Consider the following 23,323-nt stretch of genomic DNA (forward strand, 5'->3'; position numbering starts at 1 on the left):
TTTCGCTGGCGTTCATCCTTGGAGCGGCGAAACTTGACGCCGTGAGCGAGATTGTCAACATGTTCCGATCGTATCCTGCTCTGCGCCGCGCGCCGCTACATCGGGCATGCGACGATGTGAGATAAGCAAGAAAAGATTTCGAGAGGGGATGCCCATGGCTAGATTCGTCCGGACTGCCGCCGACGCGGCGTCGGCTGCCGCACCTGGGCCGCCCGTCCTTCCGCCCAGACCAATTCCCTGATCGGCTCCCGCCAAGCCCAACAAGCCTACGCTCTTCCGAACCGAAAGTTGCCAAGGAAAATGACCGTCAACAACAAGCGCGTGTTCTACGTCAAATACCTCGCCCACGAGATCTATGTCGATATCATGAAAGCGCGTGCCGACGTGCGGCTCGACCGACTGGAGAATGACAGCCCGGATACGATCGCAGCGCCGATCTTGTCGGCGGCGCATGCCTACCAGGTCGGCGCGGCGCGTGACGAGATCGCCAGGCATTTCCATGTCGATCAGGATCTGTTGCGGCGGGCGCCGAACCTCCTGATCGTGTCCTCGAACGGGGCGGGCTTCGATCCCGTCGACGTCGATGCCTGCACGGCGGCCGGCGTGCTCGTCGTCAACCAGTCCGGCGGCAACGCCAACTCGGTCGCCGAACATGCGCTGGGGATGATGCTGACGCTGTCCAAGCGCATCCTCGAATCCGACCGCGCGCTGCGCCGCCAGGCCAACGTCAACCGCAACGCGCTGATCGGCAACGAGGTGCAGGGCAAGACGGTCGGCATCGTCGGGATCGGCAATGTCGGTCGCCGTATCGCCGAGCTCTGCAACGGCCTGCTGCATATGAAGGTGATCGCTTACGATCCCTATATAACCGCGGAAGAAATCGCCGCCCGCGGCGGCGAAAAGGTCGAGCTTCACGATCTGATGCGCCTTTCGGATTTCGTCTCGATCTCCTGTCCCCTGACCAAGGAGAATCGCCGCATGATCGGCGCCCGCGAGTTCGCGCTGATGCAACCGCACGCCTTCTTCATTACCACGGCGCGCGGCTTCATTCACGACGAGGAAGCGCTGTACGAGGCGTTGCGCGACAGACGCATTGCCGGGGCCGGCCTCGATGTCTGGGACAAGGAGCCCCCGCCGCCGGAGCACCCGCTGCTGCAGTTCGACAATGTGCTGGCGAGTCCGCACACGGCCGGAGTGACCAAGGAAGCGCGCATCAACATGGGCCGGATCGCCGCCGAGCAAATTCTCGATGCGCTCGACGGCAAGCGGCCGCCGCGCATCGTCAATCCCGAGGTGTGGCCCGACTACGCCAAGCGCTTCGAACGGACGTTCGGATTCGCGCCGAAATAGGCCATCACCTCCGCGAGGGACGATCCACGATGGCCGAGCCGGCAGATCGCGTTTACGAGTCGCAGGGGCTGCGGTTGCATTATGTCGACTGGGGCAATGAATCAGCGCCGCCTTTGATCCTTGTCCATGGCGGGCTCGATCATTGCCGCAACTGGGATGCGATAGCGCGAGACCTGCAGCCGCATTTCCATATCATGGCGCCGGACCTGCGCGGCCACGGCGATTCCGAATGGGCGAAGGGAAGCAGCTACAGCCTCACTGACAACGTCTATGACCTCACCCGGCTGATGCGCTTTGCGGGGCTGCAGGACGCGGCGATTGTCGGCCACTCGATGGGCGGCATGGTCGCATTGGCCTATGCCGGTACCTATCCAGAGAGCGTCTCGCGTCTGGTGGTGCTGGACGGTGCTTTCCTGTTGGGCTCGCAGGCGGCGCCGATCCACGAGCAGATGTCGCGCTGGATCGACCAGCTCGACCGTATCGCGGAGTACCAACCGAGCACGTTCCGGACGATCGAGGAGGCCGCGAAGCGGTTGTTCGCGCGCAACAAGCGGCTGGCGCCGGCGTTGGCGCTTCATCTTGCCAGCTATGGCGTTCGGAAAGGCGCCGACGGACTCTATCGCTGGAAGTTCGATCATTATCAGCGGGCGAGGGCACCATACCGGCTGTCGCCGGATGACTATGCCGCCCTGTGGTCGCGCATCACCTGTCCGACCCTGTTGATGTGGGGCGAGGAAAGCTTTCTTCCCGATCCCGCCGGCCTGCTCGCGCACTTCAAGACTGCCGAACTGCAGAAGGTCGCGGGCGCTGGACACTGGCTGCATCACGACCGGCTCGATGTAGTCCTGGCGTCGCTGCGACGGTTTCTCGATGCCCCGCTCGGAGCGGGCAAAGCGGCCGCTCGCCCCTAGACTATCCGAACATCCACAGGACCGTCCCGAATCGGGCTTTCAACTGACGGTTGATCCATGTATGCTGCTCCTGTCGATTGAGAGCTCGCTTATTTTCCACGGCATCACGCGATTGGGATTCATTATATTGGGAGGAGCCAAGTGTATCTTCCTCGTCCTGCTTCTTTACTCTGCGTAACGACCACCCTTTCGCTATTGCTTGTCGCGACGGCCTGTGCGGAGGTCTGCAACTTTTTGCCGCCTGGCACCTCATTGCGCGATGGCCAGCTTTTCTATCGCACCGCCGCCAGTGGCAGTTGGACGGAGATGCCCGAAGCCGGCGTGAATTTGGCCGGACAACATACTTCGTTCGCCTACGTGGTCAGCGAGACGATCGAAGATCAGCGCGCCGGCGTCGTCATCCTGAAATTCGGCCGCACGCGGCAGCCGGATGAACCCCAGGTGGATCGCAGCCAGAAGAGGGTGCGTCTCCTGCGTTACACCGTGCCGTTTGACAACGGTACCTGCCGGGCCGCGCCTGCGTTCGGCGGGGAGTCGGTCTCCGCCAAGAACTACGACGACTACCACGATGCCGGAAAATCCGGCGATGAGGACGCAACGCTCGGGAGCTTTCACTTCACTTACGCCGCGCGACGAGGCGGTTGCCGCGAGACCAATAGCAGGATCGGAGACTCAATCGGCTTTAGATCACGCAGCAATCGGGGGCAGTTTTCGTTCGATATGGATGTAGTCGATCGAGGAACCTATTGGCAGCCGCTGCTCTATGTCGGAATAACGACCGCCCTTGCGAGTTCGGAAAATCTCCAGGACCAAAGCGTGGAAACCAAGCAATACCGGGTCGCGTGGGGACAACCGTCCTGCATCCGTTTCCGGCACAAGGTTCCGGCACGTGCGGGTTTCCTGCGGATCAACGATCTGGAAGGCCTTTCGAGCGGAGGGTATCAGGGGCCGGTGCGCGCGCCGGAGCGGAGATGGCTGTTGTCGTCTCCCTGAGAACATCTCCCTGTCAATCTGTCTGGCGAAAAGAGCATGTTCAGCAAGAGCGCGATCGGTAAGGCTGCACTGTCGGATTTCATTCGTCAGCACAACTCCAGAGCCGAGCCGGAATCGACCGCCGACCATGATGAGCGAATGCGTGAGCGAGCCGAAGAGATCATCAAGGCGGAGAGGAACCATATCGTTCCCGCCGGCGAGCAAGCGCAAGAGACGATCTGGTGCGGCATCGGCCTTTCCGGCGGCGGTATCCGGTCGGCATCCCTGGCACTCGGCGTCCTGCAGGCCCTGGCCGAGGCCGGATTGCTGGGCCGCTTTCAGTACATCTCGAGCGTCTCCGGCGGCGGCTACGTTGCGTCAGCGCTGCAATGGTGGTGGTCACGCGGGCGCGAGACCGGCGGTTCGAAGGTCAACGAAGGGCCGGATTCGCAGACGCTGTTCGGAACCAGTCCCACAAATTTTCCCTATGGATCGGCGCGGCCGAAGCCCGGGCGGGGCAACAACAGCTCAAACCCCACCCCGACACAGCGTGGCGTCGATAACCTTGCATTCCTGCGCTCGCATAGCTCGTTTCTGGTACCCGGCAATGGCCTCAATTTATGGTCGATGTTCGGGGTGCTGTTCCGCACCATCGTCATAAGCCTCCTGACGTGGCTGCCGCTTCTGACCCTGCTGGCGCTCCTGGTATTTGCGGCGAACGTTTTCGTCCTCAATCCGATTGCCAATAAGCTCGATCTTTGGTCTCCGATCGGCAAGCTGGTACCCGACGCCTGGCACGAAACCCAACCGCTGCCAGCTCGGCTCGACAAATGTTTGAAGGACGCTGACTACGTTCCCGACGCTGCGCAAAAGCCCGACACGGCAAAGCTTGTCGAGTTGCGCAAATGCGCCGATATTGCGCCAGCATCCCTCCGCCGGAGCATTCCGGAATGCAATCAGTGGCAGATGCCGTCCTGCCTGCAGAAGATCGGAGCGGCGCTGGTCGCTGAGCAAGCTTTTGCGGTGCCGCTAAGCCGACTTCGCTATCCCGCGTTCTTTGCCGTGCTGCTCTACGGGTTTTATGTGATGTCCGCAGCGTTCGTGAGTGCGGCGGTGCTGTTCGCACTGATCAGCCGTTCACCTCAGGATGCGCCTTCCTATCGCGAGCGACGAATCCTCGGTGCGGCCTGCGTGCTGGGTCTTCTTATCGGGATAGCTCTGACATTCAGCAGCCGGGATCCGTCGCTCCTGGTCGTCATCCTGGCAGGAATCATATTCCTGCTCGTCGCGGTCGTCACGATCGCCGCCGATCTGCTGACGGATGCATCGCTCAATCCGAGCTACTGGCTGAGACGCAAGCTCGAAGTCTTTCTCGGGATAAGTTTCATTCCGACCATCACCGTGCTTGCGGTAAGCACCATTCCGATCATTCCTTATTATGTCATGAGCGGGTGGTCGAAGACCGGAACGCTGACCGGCACCATCGGCCTCGTCGGGGGCATTGCCTCGGCGCTATATGGCTACTACACGTTCTTGCGAAACATCGTGCCAAGCCTCGTGGGTCACATCGTCGCCACCGTCGGCGCTGTGCTCTATATCTATATGACGCTTGTGGTCGCCTACACGCTCTCCGTCGTCATGGTCTACCCTACCGAGTTCATTTCCGGTGCGACTTCCGAGACGCTCGTTCACGTTATAGCGATCCTGGCGCTCGGCTCGATACCCCTGGCCGCGATTATCGCGTTTCGCGCCAACATCAATTTTATCGGACTGCACCGTTTCTATCGGGACCGCCTGATGGAAGCGTTCATGCCGTCCGAAGCATCGGTTGCGGCGACGAACGTCAACTATTCGCCTGCCGCGGACAGTTTGTCGATCGATGCGCTCAGGAACACGTCGTCCCTTGGTTTGCCGTATCCCCTGATCAACGCCAACGTCATCCTGATCAACGACCTCAATCGCAAATATGCCTCGCGGGGCGGAGACAATTTTATCATCTCGCCGCTGTTCGTCGGCAGCAGCGCGACCGACTGGCAGAAAACCGGCGAGTACATCAAGATGAACGGTCCGCTGACGCTGCCTTCGGCCATGGCTGCGTCGGGCGCGGCGGCATCCGCGAGCGCTGGCTATATCGGCACCGGCATCACGATGAATACGCTGGTGTCCGCCGTGATGTCCTTGCTGAATGTGCGGCTTGGCTTGTGGGTCGGCAACCCGTTTCACCAGCAAGCGCGCAAGGTGAGATCAATCCCGACTTTCTGGAATCCCGGCTTGCTCTCCGGAATTCTGGGCAGGGCGCACGCCCATGACAGCAGGTTCATCGAGTTGACCGATGGCGGCCATTTTGAAAACCTTGCCTTGTATGAACTGGTGCGCCGCAGGTTGAAGGTCATTCTGATCGTGGACGGCGAGGCGGACCCCAACATCAGCCTGGCTTCCCTAGTGTCCGCAACGAGGCGAATCCAGGAGGACTTCGGCGCCACGTTGGAATTTTATCCGGATCTCGGGCCTGAGCGGCTCATCATGCGCGCCGCGGCCGGCTATCCGGAGGCGGTACGCTACGCCAAAGCGCCGTTCCTGGTGGGGAAGCTGACCTACAACCACGACACCGAGAAGGAGGGCTTCCTGATCTACATCAAATCGACGTTGATCCGGCAGATGGACTTCACGACGGCGGGCTATTTGGCTTCAAACCCCGAATTTCCCCATCAATCTACGGTCGATCAGTTCTTCGATCCCATTCAGTTCGATGCCTACCGCTATCTCGGCTATGAAAGCGCGAGGACGATGATCGACGAGGTCAAGCTGGCCAGGACGATCGCGAAGCCTCAGGAAATCGCCGATGAATACTGCGCCTCGGCGAGAGCCGACATCACGTGATTGCGCCGCCGACGGCGCTCCGGCAACATCGCATAACAAGGAATAAGAACGCGGCGTGCGTCCCACCGTCGGGGAGGGGAGCGGTCCGGCGTCCAACATCGCGCGCGAGAGAGACAACAATGTCCGACAAGATTCAACATATCCGCCAGCTCAGTCCGGAATCGGCAGGCGACGCGCCGGGCCGCGGGCGCCTTCAGGGCCGCAGGATACTGGTCGTCGGCGGAGGGCAGCGCGTTCGACGCCGCTACCGATCCGATCGGCAACGGCCGGGCGATGTCGCTGTTGTTCGCGCGGGAAGGGGCCCATATCGCGGTGGCCGACATGAACCGGGCCAGCGCCGAGGACACCGTGCAGCGCATCGTCGCTGAGGGTGGTCAAGCCTTTTCGATCCAGGCCAACATCGCGCGCGAAGACGATGTGAACCGGATGGTCGATGAGGCGATCGAGGGACTCGGCGGATTCGACGGCATGGTGCTCAATGTTGGCATTGGGCTTGGCGCGCTTGACCTCGGCAGCGTAGATCTCAAGGAGTGGAATAATACGTTTCAATCTGACCGGACCGATGCTCTGCTGCCGCAAGGCACTCAAGCACATCGCCGAGGGCTCCTCGATCGTGTTCATCTCGTCGATCGCAGCTCTTCGAACCGGCTCACGGCTGGTCGCCTATGACGCGTCGAAAGCAGCGCTCGGCGGCTTGATGCGCAACGTCGCCAAGGAGGACGCCAGGCGTGGCATCCGCGCCAACACCATCTGTCCCGGTCTGGTCGACACGCCGCTCGGCCGCCACGCCAGCGCCGGCCGCCCATCGCGCACCGCCTCGGGCATCCCGTTTGGCCGGATGGCGACGGGCTGGGAGGTCGTCTATGCGGCGCTGTTTTTCGTTTCTGACGAGAGCGTCTACGTCAACGCCCAGACGCTGGCGGTCGACAGCGGCATCACCGGGCTTTGAGGGGCAGAATCCGCGGAGAAAATCTCTTTCGCGGCGGGCGCGATCGGAGCAATAAATCCACCGCCAAAGGGCGCCGGGACAAAGCGCGTATTGCTATTTTCCCCGATATCTCGACTGGTTTGCCGCTTGGGACCATTTTCCCTATGCGCCTTGCTTCCCGGCGCACATGGAAGATGAAGAGATGCGACAGGTTCGTTCATTGCTGAGCAGCGCCTCCTCCCGGATCGGGCGCCGGCTTTCCCAGATCGTAGCCATTGCCGCCGCCAGCCTGCCGGCTGCCGGCGCTTGAGGCGCGGGCGTCCTTCACTGCTCCGAGATCACGTCTAACCCTGTCAGCGCCTGATCGAGGGGCTGGACGAGCAGGTCCTCAATAGCCCCGTTCGCGATCGATGGAGTGCGGCGGCCGACGGCCGGCCCGTATCGCTTCCGCCGTCGCGCGAAACGTCGCGCCGATCGCTTCCACGCTCACCTCGCAGGCATCGTGTGGCGTGACGACGATGCGAGGATGCCGCCAGAACGGATGGCGCGGCGCCAGTGGCTCGGTAGCGAAGACGTCGAGCGCAGCGCCGGCCAATTGCCCGCCCTCCAGCGCGGCAAGCAGATCGGCTTCAACCAGATGTTCGCCGCGGCCGACCTGGATCAGGTAGCCGCCGCGATACATTCGGGCGAATGTCTTGCGGTTGAGAATGCCTTTTGTCTCCGGCGTCAGTGGCAGCAGGTTCACGAGGACCTCGGTCTGGCCGAGCATGGCTTCGAGGCCCGCTGCGCCGTCGAAGCCGCTTATGCCCTGCGGCGCCTGCTTCGCGGTCCGGCTCCATGCCATGACAGGGAAGCCAAGCAAGGCAAGATCGGCGGCGACACGGCGGCCGATTTCGCCAAAGCCCAAAATGCCGACCGGCACGTCCTGCGCCCGGCGCTGGCCGAGACGCTGCCAGCGTTCCTCGCGCTGCTGCGCCTGATAGGTTGCAAAGCGCCGCTGATGTCCGATCACGTGCCAGGTAACGAAGCCCGACATCATCTGCGCCTGCGCCGGATCGACGACACGGATCACGTCCACGTCGGGCCGCAGGCTGGGACACGCCAAAATGTTGTCGACGCCGGCGCCGATCGAGCACACGGCCTGCAGGTTGGGGTAGCGCTCGAAGGCGTCATCCGGCGGATGCCAGGCCACCGCCAGCCGCACGTCCGTTGCCGGACCGTCGTGGGGATGGCTGACGATTTCGATGCGGTCGGCGGCGCGCATGAATTGCGGGCCGAGATAGCCACGGAGATCGAGGCTCTTGCTGACGAGAACACAACGCATCGTTCAAGCGGCCTTGTTCATGCTGCCTTGTTATGCAGCCTTGGACGACGACGTTTGCCCGGGTACCGCGGAAAGCAGCTCGCGCGTGTAGGCATGCTCGGGGGACGCGAACAGGAGCGATGCGGATTTGAGCTCGACGATCGCGCCGTGCTGCATCACGGCGATGCGGTCGCAAATCTGCGCGGCCACGCGCAGATCGTGAGTAATGAACAGCATCGAGAGGCCAAGGCGGGCCTTCAGATCTTCCAGCAGGTCCAGAACCTGCGCCTGCACGGAGACGTCGAGCGCCGACACCGCTTCGTCGGCGACCAGGATTTCCGGGTCGAGCGCCAGTGCCCGCGCAATGCCGATGCGCTGGCGCTGCCCGCCGGAGAATTCATGCGGAAAGCGCTCCATCGCGCCGGCATTGAGCCCGACGAGGCCGAGCAGCTCGCCGGCGCGCTTTCGCGCTGTCGCGGGATCGACGCCATGCGCAATCGGCCCGTCGCTGATGATGTTGCCGACTTTCCGGCGCGGATTGAGCGAGGCGAACGGATCCTGAAACACCATCTGGATGCGGCGGCGCTGCTCACGCAGTGCCTTGCCGCCGATCCGGGTGAGATCGACATCGCCGATGCGGACGGTGCCGGCGTCCGGCTCGATCAGGCGCATGACGAGTCGGGCGACGGACGATTTTCCCGAACCGGATTCGCCGACCAGCCCAAGCGTCTCGCCGCGGTAGATATCAAAGCTGACGTCCTTGGCGGCCTGCACGCGGCGCTCGCTGCGGAACCAGCCGCCGCCGCTGACATAGGTCTTGCCGAGGCCGATCACTTCCACCGCCTTGCTGCGATCGAGCAGAGGCGTCCGCTGTGGCGGCTGCAGGGTGGGAACGGCGGCGAGCAGCGCACGGGTATAGGGATGTTGCGCGCGGAGCAGCACGTCGTCAGCGGTGCCCTGTTCGACGACCTTGCCGTGCTGCAGCACGACGACGCGATCGGCAATCTCGGCGACGACGCCGAAATCATGGGTAATGAACATGACGGCCATGTTGCGGCGGCGCTGCAGATCGCGGATCAATTTGAGTATCTGCGCCTGCGTCGTGACATCGAGCGCGGTGGTCGGCTCATCCGCCACCAGCACAGCGGGTTCGAGCGCCAGCGCCATCGCGATCATGGCGCGCTGGCGCTGGCCACCGGACAGTTGATGGGGATAGGCACGCACCGCGCGCTCGGGATCAGGCAGGCCGACTTCGCGGATCAAGGCGAGGGCTTTCTGCTGCCGCTCCTTCGGCGTCAATAGGCCATGCGCCTCGAACATCTCGGCGATCTGCTCGCCGATGCGCATCAATGGATTGAGCGCCGTCATCGGCTCCTGGAACACCATCGCGATGCCATGCCCGCGGAACGCCAGCCATTCCGCCGCGCTGAGCGACAAGAGGTTCTTTCCTTCGAACAGAATCTCTCCGGATTCTGCCGTCACCGTATCCGGCAGCAGCCCCATCAAGGCATGGGCGCACATCGATTTGCCGGAGCCGGATTCGCCGACCACGCAGAGGATTTTTCCGGCTGATAGTTCGAACGACACGCCATCCACGGCGTAAGCGCGGTCGCCGCCGGGCGGCAGCGCCAGCTTCAGGTTCTTGATCGCGACGGTCATGCTCAGCGTCCTCCCTTGGCGAGGCGAGGGTTGAGCGCGTCGTTGAGGCCTTCGCCGATCAGGTTCAGCGCCAGCACCGAAACGAGAATGGCGATGCCGGGAAACACGGTGATCCACCAGGCCTGACGGATCACGGTGCGGCCGGCGCCGACCATGTAGCCCCACGACATCAGGTTGGGGTCGCCGAGGCCGAGGAAGGAGAGCGAGGACTCCAGCAGGATCGCGGTTGCAACCATCAGCGAGGCCAGCACGATGACGGGCGACAGCGCGTTGGGCAGGATCTCGCGCCAGATGATCCACCAGTTGGTCTGGCCGGTCACGACCGCCGCCTGGACGTATTCGCGCGTGCGCAGCGACAGCACCTCGCCGCGCACCAGTCGTGCCACCGGCGGCCAGCTCACGATGGCGATGGCGGCCACGATCGAGACAATGGACGGTTGCATGATCGCGACGAGCACGATCGCCAGCGTAAAGCTCGGAACGGTCTGGAAGAATTCGGTGAAGCGCATCAGCGCGTCGTCGACCTTGCCACCGAAATATCCGGCCACCGCGCCGAGCGGAATGCCGACCGCGAGCGAGGCCAGCGTCGAGATCAGGCCGACCAGCAGCGAGACGCGCGCGCCGTAGATGATGCCGGCCATCACGTCGCGGCCGAGCGCATCAGTGCCGAGCGGAAAGCCGGCCAGCGTGAACGGCGGCAGGAACGGCCGCTGCACCATGCGCCACGGCGAGGTCGGAAACAGCAGCGGGCCAATCAGGGCAACAGCGACCGCAACGATGAGGATCGTGATGCCGATCATGCCGCCGGGATTGCGCAACAGCGCTCGCGAAACCTGTTTCATGCGGCGAACTCGATGCGGGGATCGACGGAGCGATAGACGAGGTCCGTGATCAGGTTGAAGGCCAGCACCATGGCCGAGCAGACGACGAAGACACCGAGCAACAGATTATAGTCGCGCTGCAGCAGCGCCTCGTACATCAGGCGGCCGATGCCGGGCCAGGCGAACACGGTTTCGGTCAGCACGGCGCCGCCGACCAGCGTGCCGGCCTGCAGGCCGGCGAGCGTGACCACCGGCAACAGCGCGTTGCGCAGCACGTGACGGCGCTGGATCAAGGTGTCAGACAGGCCCTTGGCGCGCGCGGTCTTGACGAAGTCGAGCCGGCTAACCTCCAGCATCGAGGCGCGCGTCATGCGGGCATAGGTCGCCATGAAGAACAGCCCGATCGTCGTCGCCGGCAGGATCAGATGGGCGGCGACGTCGAGGACATGCGCAAGGCCGGTGTAGCCTGCGCCGACCGTCTCGTAACCAAAACTCGGCAGCCAATCCATCGTGACCGAAAACAACAGGATCGCCATCAACGCGACCCAGAACAGCGGCGTGGCGTAGAAGATCAGCGCCGCGATCGTAATCGCGGTGTCGGCCCAGGTGCCGGCAAAGCGCGCGGCCAATGCGCCGAACAGGATGCCGAACGCGAGCGAGATCGCAAACGCGGTGCCCGTCAGCAACAGCGTCGCCGGCAGGCGATCGAGGATCAGCTTGGAGACCGGCATCTGCTGCCGAAACGAAAATCCGAGATCGAGGCTGAGGATGCCTTTGACATAGAGGAACAGTTGCACCGGCAGCGGCTGGTCGAGACCGAACTTCTCGCGCAGTTGGGTGATGAAGATCTGGTCGCCCGCGCCGGCTTCGCCCGCCATCACCACCGCCGGGTCGCCCGGCGCCATCCGGATCAGGAAGAAGTTCATGACGACAAGCGCGAGAAGAACGACGATGGCTTTCGCGATCCGCTGGGCGATGAAGGAGATCATGGGCTGTCGCTGGCGTTGGAGACGCGGGGTAGCCGGGCGTCAGACTTGCGGCCTGACGCCCGATGAGACGGCGATTACTTCTCGATCCAGGCGTCGCGGAAGCCGTCGTTGACGCCGATGCCGGTCGTGATCAGATTCTTGACGCTGCAGCGGGTGATGGTCGGGAATTGGAGTTCGAGCATCCACGCTACAGGCACGTCCTCGACGAGGATCTTCTGCGCCTTGGCGTAGATCTCTTCACGCGCCTTATCGGGGAAGGCGACCGCGCCGTCGGCGAACAGCTTGTCGATCTCGGGGTTCGAATAGCCTTCGACGTTGTTGAACGGCGAGCCCTTGGCGATCTGGCTCGAGACATAGTTGCGGCCGACGCCGAGCGCGGGATCACCGTACTGGTAGAGATAAGTGAACGCGATGTCGTAGTCCCACTCGCTGACTTTCTGATTCCAGCCGGGGACGTCGGTCGCGATCATCTCGACGTTGATCCCGACGTCCTGCAGGTTTTGGCGGACCATCTCGGCCCAGCGCTGCCACGTCTCGCCATAGGGCAGCGGCAGCATGCGAACCTTCTCGCCCTTGTAGCCGGCTTCCTTGAGCAGGGCCTTCGCCTTGGCCGGATCGTAATCGTATTTCGGCACCGCGCTGGTGTAGTACTTGATCGCCGAGCCCGACGGACCGGTCGCGATCTTGCCGAGGCCGTTCCAGACCACGTCCTTGGCCATGTTGCGATCGATCGCAAACATCAGCGCCTGGCGGAATTTCTTGTTCGCCGTGGGACCGGAGCGGTTGTTGAGCCAGAGCCAGGAATGCGGGCTGAAGAATTCCCAGCCGGCGCCGGTGACGCAGGTGTTTTTCAGTTTGCTCAAGCGCGGTACGTCGAAGTTTTCGACTGAGCCGCCGGGCAGCACGTCGACCTTGCCGGTCTCGTAAGCGACCGAACGCGCGGCGGCGTCCGGAATCACGTGCCAGTAGATCTCGTCGATGTTGGGCTTGCCTTTGATGTGGTAGCTCGGATTCTTGACGAGGCGGATGAACGAGCCCTTCTGCCATTCCCTAAACATGAAGGGGCCGGTGCCGACAGGCGTGTTGTTGGCGGGATTGGTCTTGAAGTCAGTGCCTTCATAAATATGCTTCGGAATCATCGGTAGCGAGCCGACTTCGAAGATGCCGATGAACGGGCCGAACGGCTGCTTCAGGGTGAAGACGACGGTGGATTCGTCCGGCGCCTCCACCTTTTCGAGTTGCGCAAGATTGCCGCGCGCACGCGCATGGGTCTGCTTCAGGAATTCGATCGAGAACAGCACGTCAGCCGAGGTGAACGGCTTGCCGTCATGCCAGGTCACGCCCTTCACGAGCTTGAAGGTGTAGACCTTGCCGTCCTCGCTGACCGACCAGCTTTCGGCGAGGCCGGGCAGGGGATCAAGCTTGGGGCTGTAGCGTAGCAGGCCTTCATAGATATTGCCGGCCACCATCTGCGTCGGGCCGTTCTGCACCAGACCCATCATCAGGCTCGGCGGCTCGGGCTGGATCACGGCATTGACGACGCCGCCTGCTTTCGGCCCCTCGGCCACCGCCGCGGTGCTCAGCATGCACATCGCAGCAAAGCTCATCAAAATCTTACGCTTGGGCATCGCATACCTCGTTTAAAGAAAGGGTTTTTGGCGCTCTCACTTCGGCGAGGGCGGGTTTGTCAGTTGGCAAAGTCGGGATCGGTCCGCTCGAGCATCCGCTTGAAGGCGGCCCATTCGCTGTCGGGCACGCCATTCGTTTCGATCGCGTCGTAGAAGCTTGCGTATTGGCCGGCCGTCTTGCGGGCGACGGCTGCGGATAGCTCGATGATTTCAGCCCCCGACGACTGCACCGCGAGTTGGGCGCGGCAGGAGCGCTCCAGATTGTGCATCAGCTTGAAGGCTTCGGCGACGGAGCGCCCGCAGGTCAGCATGCCGTGGTTGCGCAACACCATCACGAACTTGTCGCCGAGATCGGCGACCAGGCGCGATCGCTCATCGAGATCGAGCGCGATGCCTTCATAGTCGTGATAGGCGAGGCAATCAGTAAACTGCAGCGACCATTGATTGAGCGGCAGCAGCCCCTGCTTCTGGCAGGCAACGGCGATGCCCGCGACCGTGTGCGTATGCAGGACGCAGATGGCATCATGCCGCGCGGCGTGGATGGCACTGTGAATCGTAAAGCCCGCCGGGTTGATGCCGAGCCCCGTGGGATCGTCGATGACGTTTCCGTCGAGATCGACCGTCACCAGGTTGGACGCCGTCACTTCCTCGAAGCGCAGGCCGTAGGGGTTGATGAGAAAGCGATCCTGCCGGCCGGGAAGGCGGACGGAGATGTGGGTGTAGATGCTGTCGTCGAGACCGAGCCGGTGAATCAGCCGGTAGGCCGCCGCGAGGTCGATCCGGATTTGCAGGGTCTGGTCGTCCACCGCCGGCCAGGCCTTCGCGGTGTGGTGGGCTGCGCTTGTCATTTCCGCCTTCATCCATTTCCAACTTTTTCAGCTTGCGTGCGGCGCAGCATCAGGACAAGATTAAAGTGTCGACAATCGACGATTAAAAAATAACCACGGACTGGCGCGGGTTTAGCCGATGCGGCCTATGTCTCTTCCGGTTGGATTACCGGCACTTGCGGACAGCGATCTGGTTGGCCAGATCGCTCGAATCCTGATGCAGGCCATCGTTCAGGGGCGGCTGCCTCCTGGTTCCAAAGTTGTGGAGGCGGGGGTTGCCCGGGAATTAGGCGTCAGCCGCGCGCCGGTGCGCGAGGCGGCGCGCCTTCTGGAGAAACAGGGGCTGCTGGTCGCGAGTCCGCGACGCGGTTTCTCCGTCCGCAAACTCGAAATCAGAAATATCGACGAGATCTACGATCTGCGCTTGTGCATCGAACGGCATGCCAGCGTGCTGGCGGCGAAGCGTCTCTCTCCGGAGTCGCGAGATCTGCTGCGCCGGCAAATCGACGTTCTGCACCGGACCGCCGATCTCGACGACCCGGCCCGGCAGGTGGAAGAGGATTATCGCTTTCACCGGCTGATTTTTGAAATCGCGGATAACCGCCGCCTTTTGCGATTGTTCGACGATCTCGCAGCAGAGCTGCGCATGGTCATCGGCCTGATCGGCCGCCTCTATGACGACCCGCATGAGATCGCGAGGACCCATGAGCCGCTGCTGGCGGCGATCGAAGCCGGTCATCCCGAGCGCATCACCGCGCATGTCGACTACCATATCGGCCACGCCTGGCGCGAAGTAGGCAGGCTGGTGCGAGAGCTCACGCCGCCGCTCGGCACTGCTGCCGAGCCGAGCAGCATCCTGTTTCCAACCAACGGAGTTACCGTGTGAAGGCCGTCTACACCGAACTGCATCGAAGCCACGATCCGCAATTCTTCCTGGTCCGCGGCGTCATCAAGCGCACCACCGAGCAGCCCGAGCGTGCCGACCGGTTGCTGGCGGGACTTAAGGCCGGCAAGCACAGCCTCGTCGAGCCGACGGTGTTCGGCCAAGGCCCGCGGGCGCGCGTTCACAGCGCGGAATATCTGCGCTTTATGGAAGAAGCCTGGGATGCCTGGGTCGCGCTCGGTGATTCCGGCTCGGAGATGATCGCCAACATCCATCCGGTTCGCTACGGCGCCACATACCCAACCCATATCGTAGGCCGCCTCGGCTGGCACGCGGCGGATACGGCAGCTCCGATCGGCAAGGGTACGTACGCCGCCGCCTGTGCCGCCACCGATGTCGCCACGACTGCGGCGCAACTCGTCATGGACGGCGAAGACGCCGTCTATGCGCTGTGCCGGCCGCCGGGCCATCACGCCTATGCCGACATGTCGGGCGGCTTCTGTTTCTTCAACAACAGCGCGGTGGCAGCGGCGCAGCTTCGGCTGCAGCATGAGCGCGTCGCAATCCTCGATGTCGACGTGCATCACGGCAACGGCACGCAGGGCATCTTCTACGAGCGCTCCGACGTGCTCACGGTATCGATCCATGCCGATCCCGTCTTCTTCTATCCTTTCGTGTGGGGATATGCGCATGAGCGCGGTGCCGGCCCGGGCCTCGGCGCCAATTTGAACATCCCGTTGCCGAAGGGCACCGGGGATGAGGATTACGTCAAGGCGCTCGGCGACGCCGAAAAAACCATCCGCGCGTTTGCGCCCGGCGCGCTGGTGGTGGCGCTCGGCCTCGATGCCTCGGAGCACGATCCGCTCGCCGGCCTTGCGGTGACCACGGCCGGCTTCCGCCGCATCGGCGCCGCGATCGCCCGATTGGGCCTGCCGACGGTTTTCGTCCAGGAGGGCGGCTATCTCTCGGATATTCTCGGCGCCAATCTCACGGCTGTGCTCGGCGGCTTCGAAGAGGCGCGTTAGGGCGTGATGAAATTCGCGCGATGTGATCCGTCACCCTGAGAGGTGACGGAGACAATTATCGACATTGGCCTGCGGCCGGTTTACGCTTCGGAAGCGCGACGCAGAGAGGAGGGATCGCAATGCTCTATGCCTTGCTGGCTCTCATGGCGCCGCTCTGGAGCAGATCTCGGGATCGGACGGCCGCGCAATGCAAGGCGCCTGATACATCTGTCTCGCGGCTTCTGGTGTTCGCCGCCACCGTTCTTTTCGTGATCCTGTCGATTCTCATCGTCGATCTGTATCGCGACGAATTGCATGCGCTCGGCCTTGTCGGCGGCGTAGAGCGGATCGATGCGATCTTTATGAGCCCGTGAGGCTGCCGGGCTGCGACTACTCGATGACGATTCGCGGCGGTGGCCGGTGCGCCGCACCGGTTACGATCGCGGTCCAGACTTCACGCGCAATACTCACATAATGCTTGGCGTGAACGCCGTCGGGCTCGACGGCGACGATGGGTCGGCCGTCGTCGGAGGTCTGGCGGATCTGCATGTCGAGCGGGATCTCGCCGAGATAGGGAATGCCGCGGCGTTCGGCTTCCGTCCGCGCGCCGCCGTGGCCGAAGATCGGCGTGACGTGGTTGCAGGTCGGGCAGCAGAAACTCGACATGTTCTCGATCAGGCCCAGGATCGGAATGCTAACCTTCTGAAACATGGCGATGCCGCGCCGCGCGTCGATCAAGGCGATGTCCTGCGGCGTCGAGACGATGATCGCGCCGGCCAGTGGCGCCTGTTGCGCCATGGTGAGCTGCGCGTCGCCGGTCCCGGGCGGCAGGTCGACGACGAGGATGTCGAGATCGTCCCATGCGACTTCGCGCAGCATCTGCGTGATCGCCGAGATCACCATCGGCCCGCGCCAGATCATGGCACTGTCTTCCTCGACCAGAAAGCCGATCGACATCACCTTGACGCCGAAGCGCTCCAACGGCTCCAGCATGCGCGGGCCGAGCTGGCGTGGCTTGCCGCGCAGTCCGAACAGTTTTTGTTGCGACGGACCGTAGATGTCGGCGTCGAGAATGCCGGTCTTCAGTCCGAGCGCGGCGAAGCCGAGCGCCAGGTTGCACGAGGTGGTGGATTTGCCGACGCCGCCCTTGCCGGAGGCGACGGCGATGACGTGCTTGACGCCGGGAATGCCTGATGCCTTCGACGTCGCACGGGCCTTGAGATCCGGAGGGGTGGCGGACACTTGCTGCTCACGATCCAAGCGGATCGTCCTTCTTCACTTCGCGCGCGCGCAGATAATCTTCCGTCGACATGACCGGCGGGCGCTGCGGCACCGCATGCGGGTCGAAACTCTCGTTCACCACGGCTTCGACGCGGCAATCCGCACACATCTTGATGACGTCGAGGCGCCTGGCGTTGGCGCCCTGGAACATCCAGTGCCTCTCACCGCCGAGCTTGGCCAGCACGCGATCGATCGAGCTCTTGGTGCCGAAGGGTTTGCCGCAGGCGATGCAGTTGAATGGCTCTTCCTCCTTCAGCACGCGCTGCGGCGTGTTCCAGGCCTGGAAGTCGAGACGGGGTTCGATCGTGATGACCTTCTCGGGGCAGGTGGATTGGCAGAGCCCGCACTGCACGCAGAGGCTTTCGGTGAAGCGCAGCATCGCGCGATCGGGATTGTCTGATAGCGCGCCCGTCGGACAGGCGGTCACGCACGCGTGACAGAGGGTGCAGCCCTCGACGTTCAGGTTCACGGTGCCGAAGGGCGCGGCCGGCGCCAGCGGCACGACATCAACAGGGGTAGGCGCGGCGAGATGAAGCTCGCGAAACGTCGTTTCGAGCACGCCGCGCTTCGCGCCGCGCGGCACAAAGCTGGCCGGCTTTTGCGTTGCGACGCCGCGTGGAGCGGCGTCCAGCATGGCGCGCAGTTGGTCCGGGTCGTCAGTCTCGATGATCTGAATGATTCCGGCGCCGAAGCCGAGCGCGCTAACGATCCGATCCGACGTCTCGACCGCGCGGCGAAGCGCCGCGATATCGTGGCGTGGCTTGGCGCTCGTTAGCAGAGCGACGCCGCTGCCGCCATAGGCGAACACGGAAGCGATGATCTCCGGTCCGACCTGCGTTACTTCGTTGACCCGCAGCGGCAGCACGTTGGCCGGCAGGCCCTCGCCGAACCGCGCCAGCGCATCGATGACGTCCTCGCCATGCTCGCCGTCATGCAACAAGACCACGGCGTCGCTGCCGCCGGCCTTGCGGTAAGTCTGCAGCAGCGTGCGCAGCCGCCGCATCAGCGCGTCCGCGCTCGGCAATGCATAGGACGCCGCGCCGGTCGGACATACCGACGCGCAGGAGCCGCAGCCGGCGCAGACATTGGCGTCGATCGCAACCGCGTTCCCGTTCGGCGTGATTGCACCGGTCGGACACAAATCAAGACAACGCGTGCATCCGGTGATGGACGAGCGCGAATGCGCGCAGAGCGACGGTTCGAAATTGACAAAGCGCGGCTTGTCGAAGGTGCCGACCAGGCCGCCGGCATCCGCAATCGCGCGCTCGACGGCGGCCTTGTCGCGCGGATCGGCGCGCAGATAGCCGGGACGCAGTTCATGCGCGGGGAACAGCGGTGTGCCGCCGGAGAGATCGAGGATCAGATCGCAGGTCGAAGCCGCGCCATTGCGCGACGGCCCGAACACGAGCTTGGCGCGCGAGGAGGGGGATGGCAGCGCGTAGTCATCGATCGCAAGCTCGAACTGCCCGAGATGGCCGCGGGCGTTGCGGATCGTGCCTTTGAGCACCGGAAATTCATTCGTGCGGCGTGGGATCACATCGCCGGGCTTGGTCAGAAGCACGGTAATGTCCAAACGATCCGCGAGACGCTGCGCCGCCTCGATGGCGATTTCGTCGCGGCCATAGATCAGTGCGACGCCGCTACTCTCGAGCGTCACCAGCGAGAGCGGCGGCATTTCTTCGCCCGCGGCGGCAATCAGCGCGGCTGCCTTCGGACCGGCTGCCGCGGCATCGTTCGACCAGCCGCCGGTCTCGCGGATGTTTACGAAGTTGAGCTGGGCTTGCGGGGCATTCTCCGCGACCTCCCGAAACAGCGGCGCTTCCTGGGTGCAGGCAACCGTAATCGGCGCGCCCTCGGCGAGCGCCTCCTTGAAGCGGTCGAGGTCGAGCCCGCAAAGCTGGTTTGCCTGCGTGACCTTGCCCGTGCAGCCGCGACCGATCGCTTCCGCATCGAGCGGCATGGTCTTCTCGCAACTGCAAATCAGGAGGCGAGATGTCGCCGCACTCATTTTGAAATACCTTGAACCCGGAGCATCAAGCGGGTTGTTGCTTCATCCTACGGTTCTGCGGTAACCGCTCGGACGGATATCTGCAAGATACAAAGGCCGCTCGCGTGGCCAACCTGCACGGAATAGCATACACAAGCGGCCCGTGGAGCAATTAGGGATTAGCCGCTCGTGATCGTTCGTCCAAGAGATATGGAACAGACGCTCGATTTGCCACCCGGTTATACTTTGGTCGCGTTGCGCGAGCTCGGCGACGCCTTTGCCCATGCTCGCGAGATCGCGGCGGAGGCGGGGGCCGGAACGCTGGTGTGGGTGCGCCGCTACGATCTGGTCGAGTTCGCGGTGGTGCTTGAACCCGACGAGCCGCTCAGGTCGGCGCGGCGGGCGTTCTTCGCCGGCATGAATGCGCTGGCGGACGCGATTGCGGCTCATTGTCCGCCGGAACGAGAGGTCAGTTTCGACTGGCCCGACGCGATCCGGTTTGACGCCGGATTGCTTGGCGGCGGACGGCTCGGCTGGCCTGCTGAATGCACCGAAGACGACATACCGTCATGGCTCGTTTTCGGCGTGATCCTGCGCGCGGCCGCCATGGCGCATGTTCCGGAGGTGCAGGCGGCCTCGGGCGTGTCCCTGCTGAGCGAAGGTTTCGAGATGGTCGATACCGATGCGATCATCGAAAGCTTCGCCCGGCACCTGATGACTGCGTTCGACCGCTGGAAGGACCGCGGCTTCGAGGCGATCGCGCGGGACTATCTGGAGCGGCTTCCCAAGAGCAAGGCCGGCGAGCGCCGGGGCATCGACGTCAACGGCGATCTTCTGGTCGGCATGCCGGCCGGCGGCGGAACGCCTGAGCGGAACGGTCTTGTGGATGCGCTGGCAAGAGCCAGTTGGTATGATCCGCAGGCGCGCGGTCCGAAATTCGGATGAGGCGGACATGTTGAAATTTCCGCGAACCATCAGGCTGGACCCGTCCGATACCTTCGTCTTCGAACGGGCGGCGGAACCCGGCGAATGGGCGGTTTCCGGCGCGTTCGTTTTTTGGAACCGGGATCCGGCGACGCTCGGCCAGAAGCAGCGCGTGGCGCTGCGTTCCGGCTTTCTCGGGATCGATAGTCTCGGATGGTCGACGCTTGCCGTCGTGACCGAAGCGAGCGAAGCGGAACGGGAGGCGATGATCGAGCGGCTTGCAAGCCAGTTGCTGGAGAAATTCGGGGCGCCTGATGCGGATGCCGCGCGTCTTGCCGCCGAGGAAGAGATCGCGTTCGCAGCTTCCTTGTGCGAACATCCGCCGCAGACGTTGCTTGCCGTTCAGCGCAGCGTCGAAAACGGCGAGATCCGCGAACGCTTTCGTACCCTTAAAGCCCGCCCGGCTGCCGCGGACGCCGACCGGTTGCACGCCCATGCCAGCGCCTTTACCTTCCATGAAGTCGAAGGCGATGTTGAACCTGCCGAAGAGGTCGATCTTCTCGGGCTGATCAGGACCAACGCCAGGACGACGGATCGTACATGAGAGAATTCTGGGTCGCCTCGGGCCATCACCTCACGCGCCGCGCCGATCACGGCGGGCTGGTCGCGACGCCTGAACTCATCATGGCCTATCTGGCGCGGCCCGAATTGATGCCGCCGGGCGATGCCTGCGACGCCGAGCGCCATTTGCATGCGCGCCTGATGGCCGATCCGCTGCGCCCGGTCTCGAACGCTGATATCGCCGCGTTGGCCGATGCCGATGCGCGCGAAAACTGGTCCTTCATGGTGAATTTCCGCGACCGGCTGATGGCGGCGCCGTCGCTCGAGGCGGTCTATGTCGCGCTCGCCCGCAAGGGTGCCGGCGATCTGCCGCCGATCTTTCTGTCGCAATTGTGCCACCTGATCCTGCGCAATGCGCTCGAAGGCTGCGACGACCCTTATATGTTGCGTGCCGCGGAGCTGTTCTATCGCAGCCAACTGGCCGCCGTTCACGAAGGCACGTTGCTGCTGGCCGATGCGGAAGTCATCGAAGCGGAGCAGCATGCCCAGCACGACCTGCATTCATCGCCGCTCACGGCCATGCTGCAGCAGCCGAAGTCGTTCGGCGAGATGGACGTCATGGACGACGAAAACGCCTGGACCTACTGGTCGCGGTCGGATGCGCATGCGATGGCGATGAACATCGGCGGCAACAAGAAAGCGCGGGCCGGGCTCTGCCGGGTTATCGAGCGCTGGATCGCTCATCTGCTCGGCATCACCGTCAGCGTCGAAACCATTGCCGCGATCGAGGATCGCGACTGGCGCTGGTTCATAGGCCTCGACAGCGAGGCGACGCGGATCGGCAATGCGCTGTGGCGCGGCGAGCGGCTGGAGGGCGGCATTGCCGAACGCATCGTAGCGCTGATGCGCCTGACGTTCGAAGATGCGCGGTTGGTGGACGAGCGGGTCGGCGGCAAGCCGGTCTACCTCATCCTCGCCATGGGCGCGGACAAGGTGGTGAGACTAAAGCCGCAAAATCTGGTCGCGGGGCTGCCGCTGGCTGCGGCCGCGAATGTCACGTGATCCACGGAATGGAGGATGGGACATGACGGAAGCATCCCGCGAGGTCGGCGTGGTGGTGCGGCGCCGCTCGATCGACAATCCCTGGATCGACCAGTTGTGGTCGCCGGCAATGATCCTGGATGAGGTGCCCGCGACCGCACCCTGGACTGCGCTGTCCACCGAAGCCGACGCGACGATCTATTACGCCGGCTCGGCCAGCATCGATCTGTTCAGCTCGGAAACGGCGAATTATCGCGACAACCTTGCCGATGGGGAGCCGCGGATCTGGGTCGCGTTGCGGCGGCAGGATGGTGGCCCTGAGCTTGAGCTGACGAAAGTGACCGCCGACCCGACCGAAGGGGAGGCGATGTTCGAAAGCGGCTGCGACGTGATCGGCACCGTGCCGATGCCGCCTGAGATCGCATCATGGATTGCGGCCTTCGTCGATCGATTCCATGTCGAGCGCGTGTTTCACAAGCGCAAGCGGGATCGCGCCAGCGGCGATCGGCCGCGCGTGCCGGGCGGCGGGCCGGACGAGAAGATGGGTCGCAAATGAGTGGGCCGGACGAAGCCGATCGGGACAAGGGCTTTCTGGCGCGATGGTCGCAGCGCAAGCAGGAAGCCAAGCAGACCGAGCCGAAGCGGGATGCGCCGGCTGCCGAAAGCGGCGAATCGTCAGCTCCGGCTTCAGCGCAGCCCGAAGAGGTCGTGCCGGAGTTCGATCTTTCGACGCTGCCAAACCTCGAGGAGCTGACGGAGACCAGCGACATCACCGCCTTCCTTCGCAAAGGCGTTCCCGAACATCTGCGGAATGCGGCTTTGCGAAAATCTTGGGCGCTGGACCCCGCGATTCGCAACTACGTCAGTCCAGCACTTGAATATGCCTACGACTGGAACGCGCCGGGCGGAGTGCCAGGCGGCGGCGAACTCGGCGCAGGCGTCGACGTGGCGCGGCTGGTCGCGCAAATCATGGGCGAGCAGCCGGCCGAAACAACGAATTCCGACGCAAATTCCGGAACCGAGACGGCAGGTCCTTCGCCACAGCCGGCTGAACGTGAACTCTCGGCAAAACCGCAGGAAGACCTTCCTGAGGAGTCTTTGCGACAGCGTGATGAACCCTCAACAGAAACGGAACTCGTTTCAGAGGCGAACCGGGGTACAGGGGAACCCACATCGGTGGGCGAATCAGAGGCAGCGAAACCTGTTGCGTCGCAGCAACGAGTGCGACGCCATGGCACCGCAAAACCGATTGTTTAGACAAAAGTATTTGCGGACATAGGCCGCGCCTATGCTACAAATTCTCCCTGGAATAATTCCAGTTCTAAAGTGTGTGCCTGAATAAGAGGCACGCGGGCGCGGGCGGGGAGATATCGG

20 protein-coding genes and 1 pseudogene are annotated in these 23,323 nt (G+C 63.4%); 13 read left to right on the forward strand and 8 right to left on the reverse strand.

Translation table 11 applies throughout. The features are described 5' to 3' along the window. The first annotated feature begins 300 nt into the window (after positions 1–300). The 5 genes and pseudogenes from LMTR3_RS28800 (at position 301) to LMTR3_RS28820 (ending at position 7,062) form a co-directional block, all read left to right on the forward strand. A complete protein-coding gene (locus LMTR3_RS28800; RefSeq protein ID WP_065748345.1) occupies positions 301–1,350 on the forward strand; it encodes a hydroxyacid dehydrogenase in 1,050 nt (349 codons plus the stop codon). A gap of 29 nt (positions 1,351–1,379) precedes the next feature. Beyond that, a complete protein-coding gene (locus LMTR3_RS28805; RefSeq protein WP_065748346.1) occupies positions 1,380–2,261 on the forward strand; it encodes an alpha/beta fold hydrolase in 882 nt (293 codons plus the stop codon). A gap of 306 nt (positions 2,262–2,567) precedes the next feature. Further along, positions 2,568–3,254 (forward strand): hypothetical protein, encoded by a 687-nt coding sequence (locus LMTR3_RS28810; RefSeq protein WP_210184735.1) that lies wholly within the window; start codon positions 2,568–2,570, stop codon positions 3,252–3,254. A 36-nt stretch (positions 3,255–3,290) separates the two neighbouring features. Next, positions 3,291–6,113 carry a patatin-like phospholipase family protein gene (locus LMTR3_RS38985; protein ID WP_065748348.1) on the forward strand — a complete coding sequence of 941 codons (2,823 nt, stop codon included), beginning with the start codon at positions 3,291–3,293 and terminating at the stop codon, positions 6,111–6,113. Positions 6,114–6,386: 273 nt separating this feature from the next. Then, positions 6,387–7,062: pseudogene (locus LMTR3_RS28820) on the forward strand (SDR family NAD(P)-dependent oxidoreductase). 367 nt (positions 7,063–7,429) lie between these two features. On the opposite strand, the gene LMTR3_RS28825 reads toward LMTR3_RS28820, so the two are convergent. From LMTR3_RS28825 to LMTR3_RS28850, 6 genes are all read right to left on the reverse strand, one after another. Then, a complete protein-coding gene (locus LMTR3_RS28825; protein ID WP_065748349.1) occupies positions 7,430–8,365 on the reverse strand; it encodes a 2-hydroxyacid dehydrogenase in 936 nt (311 codons plus the stop codon). Positions 8,366–8,395: 30 nt separating this feature from the next. Further along, the gene (locus LMTR3_RS28830) at positions 8,396–10,003 is read right to left on the reverse strand and encodes an ABC transporter ATP-binding protein (protein ID WP_065748350.1); all 1,608 of its coding nucleotides are present in this window, start codon (positions 10,001–10,003) and stop codon (positions 8,396–8,398) included. 2 nt (positions 10,004–10,005) lie between these two features. Beyond that, the gene (locus LMTR3_RS28835) at positions 10,006–10,845 is read right to left on the reverse strand and encodes an ABC transporter permease (protein WP_065748351.1); all 840 of its coding nucleotides are present in this window, start codon (positions 10,843–10,845) and stop codon (positions 10,006–10,008) included. Then, positions 10,842–11,813: an ABC transporter permease gene (locus tag LMTR3_RS28840; RefSeq protein ID WP_065748352.1), complete on the reverse strand. Its 972-nt coding sequence runs from the start codon at positions 11,811–11,813 to the stop codon at positions 10,842–10,844. The genes LMTR3_RS28835 and LMTR3_RS28840 overlap by 4 nt, the downstream gene beginning before the upstream one ends. A gap of 74 nt (positions 11,814–11,887) precedes the next feature. Continuing rightward, on the reverse strand, positions 11,888–13,441 hold the full coding sequence (locus LMTR3_RS28845; protein ID WP_065748353.1) for an ABC transporter substrate-binding protein: 1,554 nt from the start codon (positions 13,439–13,441) through the stop codon (positions 11,888–11,890). 59 nt (positions 13,442–13,500) lie between these two features. Continuing rightward, on the reverse strand, positions 13,501–14,289 hold the full coding sequence (locus LMTR3_RS28850) for a class II aldolase/adducin family protein (protein WP_065748614.1): 789 nt from the start codon (positions 14,287–14,289) through the stop codon (positions 13,501–13,503). A gap of 127 nt (positions 14,290–14,416) precedes the next feature. Between LMTR3_RS28850 and LMTR3_RS28855 the strand changes: the two genes are divergently transcribed. The 3 genes from LMTR3_RS28855 to LMTR3_RS28865 all read left to right on the forward strand — a co-directional run bounded on the left by LMTR3_RS28855 (position 14,417) and on the right by LMTR3_RS28865 (position 16,529). Then, positions 14,417–15,154 carry a GntR family transcriptional regulator gene (locus tag LMTR3_RS28855; RefSeq protein WP_283809331.1) on the forward strand — a complete coding sequence of 246 codons (738 nt, stop codon included), beginning with the start codon at positions 14,417–14,419 and terminating at the stop codon, positions 15,152–15,154. Continuing rightward, positions 15,151–16,176, forward strand: coding sequence for a histone deacetylase family protein (locus LMTR3_RS28860; protein ID WP_065748355.1), 1,026 nt, complete (start codon positions 15,151–15,153; stop codon positions 16,174–16,176). The genes LMTR3_RS28855 and LMTR3_RS28860 overlap by 4 nt, the downstream gene beginning before the upstream one ends. 119 nt (positions 16,177–16,295) lie before the next feature. After that, positions 16,296–16,529, forward strand: coding sequence for a hypothetical protein (locus tag LMTR3_RS28865; protein WP_065748356.1), 234 nt, complete (start codon positions 16,296–16,298; stop codon positions 16,527–16,529). A gap of 16 nt (positions 16,530–16,545) precedes the next feature. Here the strand turns inward: LMTR3_RS28865 and LMTR3_RS28870 are convergent, their stop codons facing one another. Together LMTR3_RS28870 and LMTR3_RS28875 are read right to left on the reverse strand one after the other, a co-directional pair. Beyond that, complete coding sequence (locus LMTR3_RS28870; protein ID WP_084029904.1) at positions 16,546–17,397, reverse strand: Mrp/NBP35 family ATP-binding protein; 852 nt, start codon at positions 17,395–17,397, stop codon at positions 16,546–16,548. A gap of 7 nt (positions 17,398–17,404) precedes the next feature. Further along, positions 17,405–19,444, reverse strand: coding sequence for a 4Fe-4S binding protein (locus LMTR3_RS28875; RefSeq protein ID WP_065748358.1), 2,040 nt, complete (start codon positions 19,442–19,444; stop codon positions 17,405–17,407). A 189-nt stretch (positions 19,445–19,633) separates the two neighbouring features. On the opposite strand from LMTR3_RS28875, the gene LMTR3_RS28880 reads away from it, so the two are divergent. Genes LMTR3_RS28880 through LMTR3_RS28900 form a run of 5 tightly spaced genes read left to right on the forward strand, consistent with a single transcriptional unit; the run spans position 19,634 to position 23,206 of the window. Next, positions 19,634–20,368: a biotin/lipoate--protein ligase family protein gene (locus LMTR3_RS28880; protein ID WP_065748359.1), complete on the forward strand. Its 735-nt coding sequence runs from the start codon at positions 19,634–19,636 to the stop codon at positions 20,366–20,368. Positions 20,369–20,375: 7 nt separating this feature from the next. Next, positions 20,376–20,951, forward strand: coding sequence for a DUF6505 family protein (locus LMTR3_RS28885; RefSeq protein WP_065748360.1), 576 nt, complete (start codon positions 20,376–20,378; stop codon positions 20,949–20,951). Then, positions 20,948–21,970, forward strand: coding sequence for a DUF6352 family protein (locus tag LMTR3_RS28890; RefSeq protein ID WP_065748361.1), 1,023 nt, complete (start codon positions 20,948–20,950; stop codon positions 21,968–21,970). Before LMTR3_RS28885 ends, LMTR3_RS28890 begins: the two co-directional genes overlap by 4 nt. Before the next feature lie 22 nt (positions 21,971–21,992). Then, a complete protein-coding gene (locus LMTR3_RS28895) occupies positions 21,993–22,505 on the forward strand; it encodes a DUF3305 domain-containing protein (protein ID WP_028348823.1) in 513 nt (170 codons plus the stop codon). Then, the gene (locus tag LMTR3_RS28900) at positions 22,502–23,206 is read left to right on the forward strand and encodes a DUF3306 domain-containing protein (protein ID WP_065748362.1); all 705 of its coding nucleotides are present in this window, start codon (positions 22,502–22,504) and stop codon (positions 23,204–23,206) included. Before LMTR3_RS28895 ends, LMTR3_RS28900 begins: the two co-directional genes overlap by 4 nt. Positions 23,207–23,323 lie beyond the last annotated feature (117 nt).

Source organism: Bradyrhizobium sp. LMTR 3, assembly GCF_001693485.1.
Lineage (GTDB): Bacteria > Pseudomonadota > Alphaproteobacteria > Rhizobiales > Xanthobacteraceae > Bradyrhizobium.

Bases quoted from the DNA above. Each gene is read 5' to 3' on its own strand.
- LMTR3_RS28890 (WP_065748361.1), top strand. From the start codon at position 20,948: ATGAGAGAATTCTGGGTCGCCTCGGGCCATCACCTCACGCGCCGCGCC.
- LMTR3_RS28800 (WP_065748345.1), top strand. From the start codon at position 301: ATGACCGTCAACAACAAGCGCGTGTTCTACGTCAAATACCTCGCCCAC.
- LMTR3_RS28895 (WP_028348823.1), top strand. From the start codon at position 21,993: ATGACGGAAGCATCCCGCGAGGTCGGCGTGGTGGTGCGGCGCCGCTCG.
- LMTR3_RS28845 (WP_065748353.1), bottom strand. From the start codon at position 13,441: ATGCCCAAGCGTAAGATTTTGATGAGCTTTGCTGCGATGTGCATGCTG.
- LMTR3_RS28825 (WP_065748349.1), bottom strand. From the start codon at position 8,365: ATGCGTTGTGTTCTCGTCAGCAAGAGCCTCGATCTCCGTGGCTATCTC.
- LMTR3_RS28855 (WP_283809331.1), top strand. From the start codon at position 14,417: ATGTCTCTTCCGGTTGGATTACCGGCACTTGCGGACAGCGATCTGGTT.
- LMTR3_RS28805 (WP_065748346.1), top strand. From the start codon at position 1,380: ATGGCCGAGCCGGCAGATCGCGTTTACGAGTCGCAGGGGCTGCGGTTG.
- LMTR3_RS28875 (WP_065748358.1), bottom strand. From the start codon at position 19,444: ATGAGTGCGGCGACATCTCGCCTCCTGATTTGCAGTTGCGAGAAGACC.
- LMTR3_RS28880 (WP_065748359.1), top strand. From the start codon at position 19,634: ATGGAACAGACGCTCGATTTGCCACCCGGTTATACTTTGGTCGCGTTG.
- LMTR3_RS28850 (WP_065748614.1), bottom strand. From the start codon at position 14,289: ATGACAAGCGCAGCCCACCACACCGCGAAGGCCTGGCCGGCGGTGGAC.
- LMTR3_RS28900 (WP_065748362.1), top strand. From the start codon at position 22,502: ATGAGTGGGCCGGACGAAGCCGATCGGGACAAGGGCTTTCTGGCGCGA.
- LMTR3_RS28885 (WP_065748360.1), top strand. From the start codon at position 20,376: ATGTTGAAATTTCCGCGAACCATCAGGCTGGACCCGTCCGATACCTTC.
- LMTR3_RS28865 (WP_065748356.1), top strand. From the start codon at position 16,296: ATGCTCTATGCCTTGCTGGCTCTCATGGCGCCGCTCTGGAGCAGATCT.
- LMTR3_RS28835 (WP_065748351.1), bottom strand. From the start codon at position 10,845: ATGAAACAGGTTTCGCGAGCGCTGTTGCGCAATCCCGGCGGCATGATC.
- LMTR3_RS28830 (WP_065748350.1), bottom strand. From the start codon at position 10,003: ATGACCGTCGCGATCAAGAACCTGAAGCTGGCGCTGCCGCCCGGCGGC.
- LMTR3_RS28810 (WP_210184735.1), top strand. From the start codon at position 2,568: ATGCCCGAAGCCGGCGTGAATTTGGCCGGACAACATACTTCGTTCGCC.
- LMTR3_RS38985 (WP_065748348.1), top strand. From the start codon at position 3,291: ATGTTCAGCAAGAGCGCGATCGGTAAGGCTGCACTGTCGGATTTCATT.
- LMTR3_RS28840 (WP_065748352.1), bottom strand. From the start codon at position 11,813: ATGATCTCCTTCATCGCCCAGCGGATCGCGAAAGCCATCGTCGTTCTT.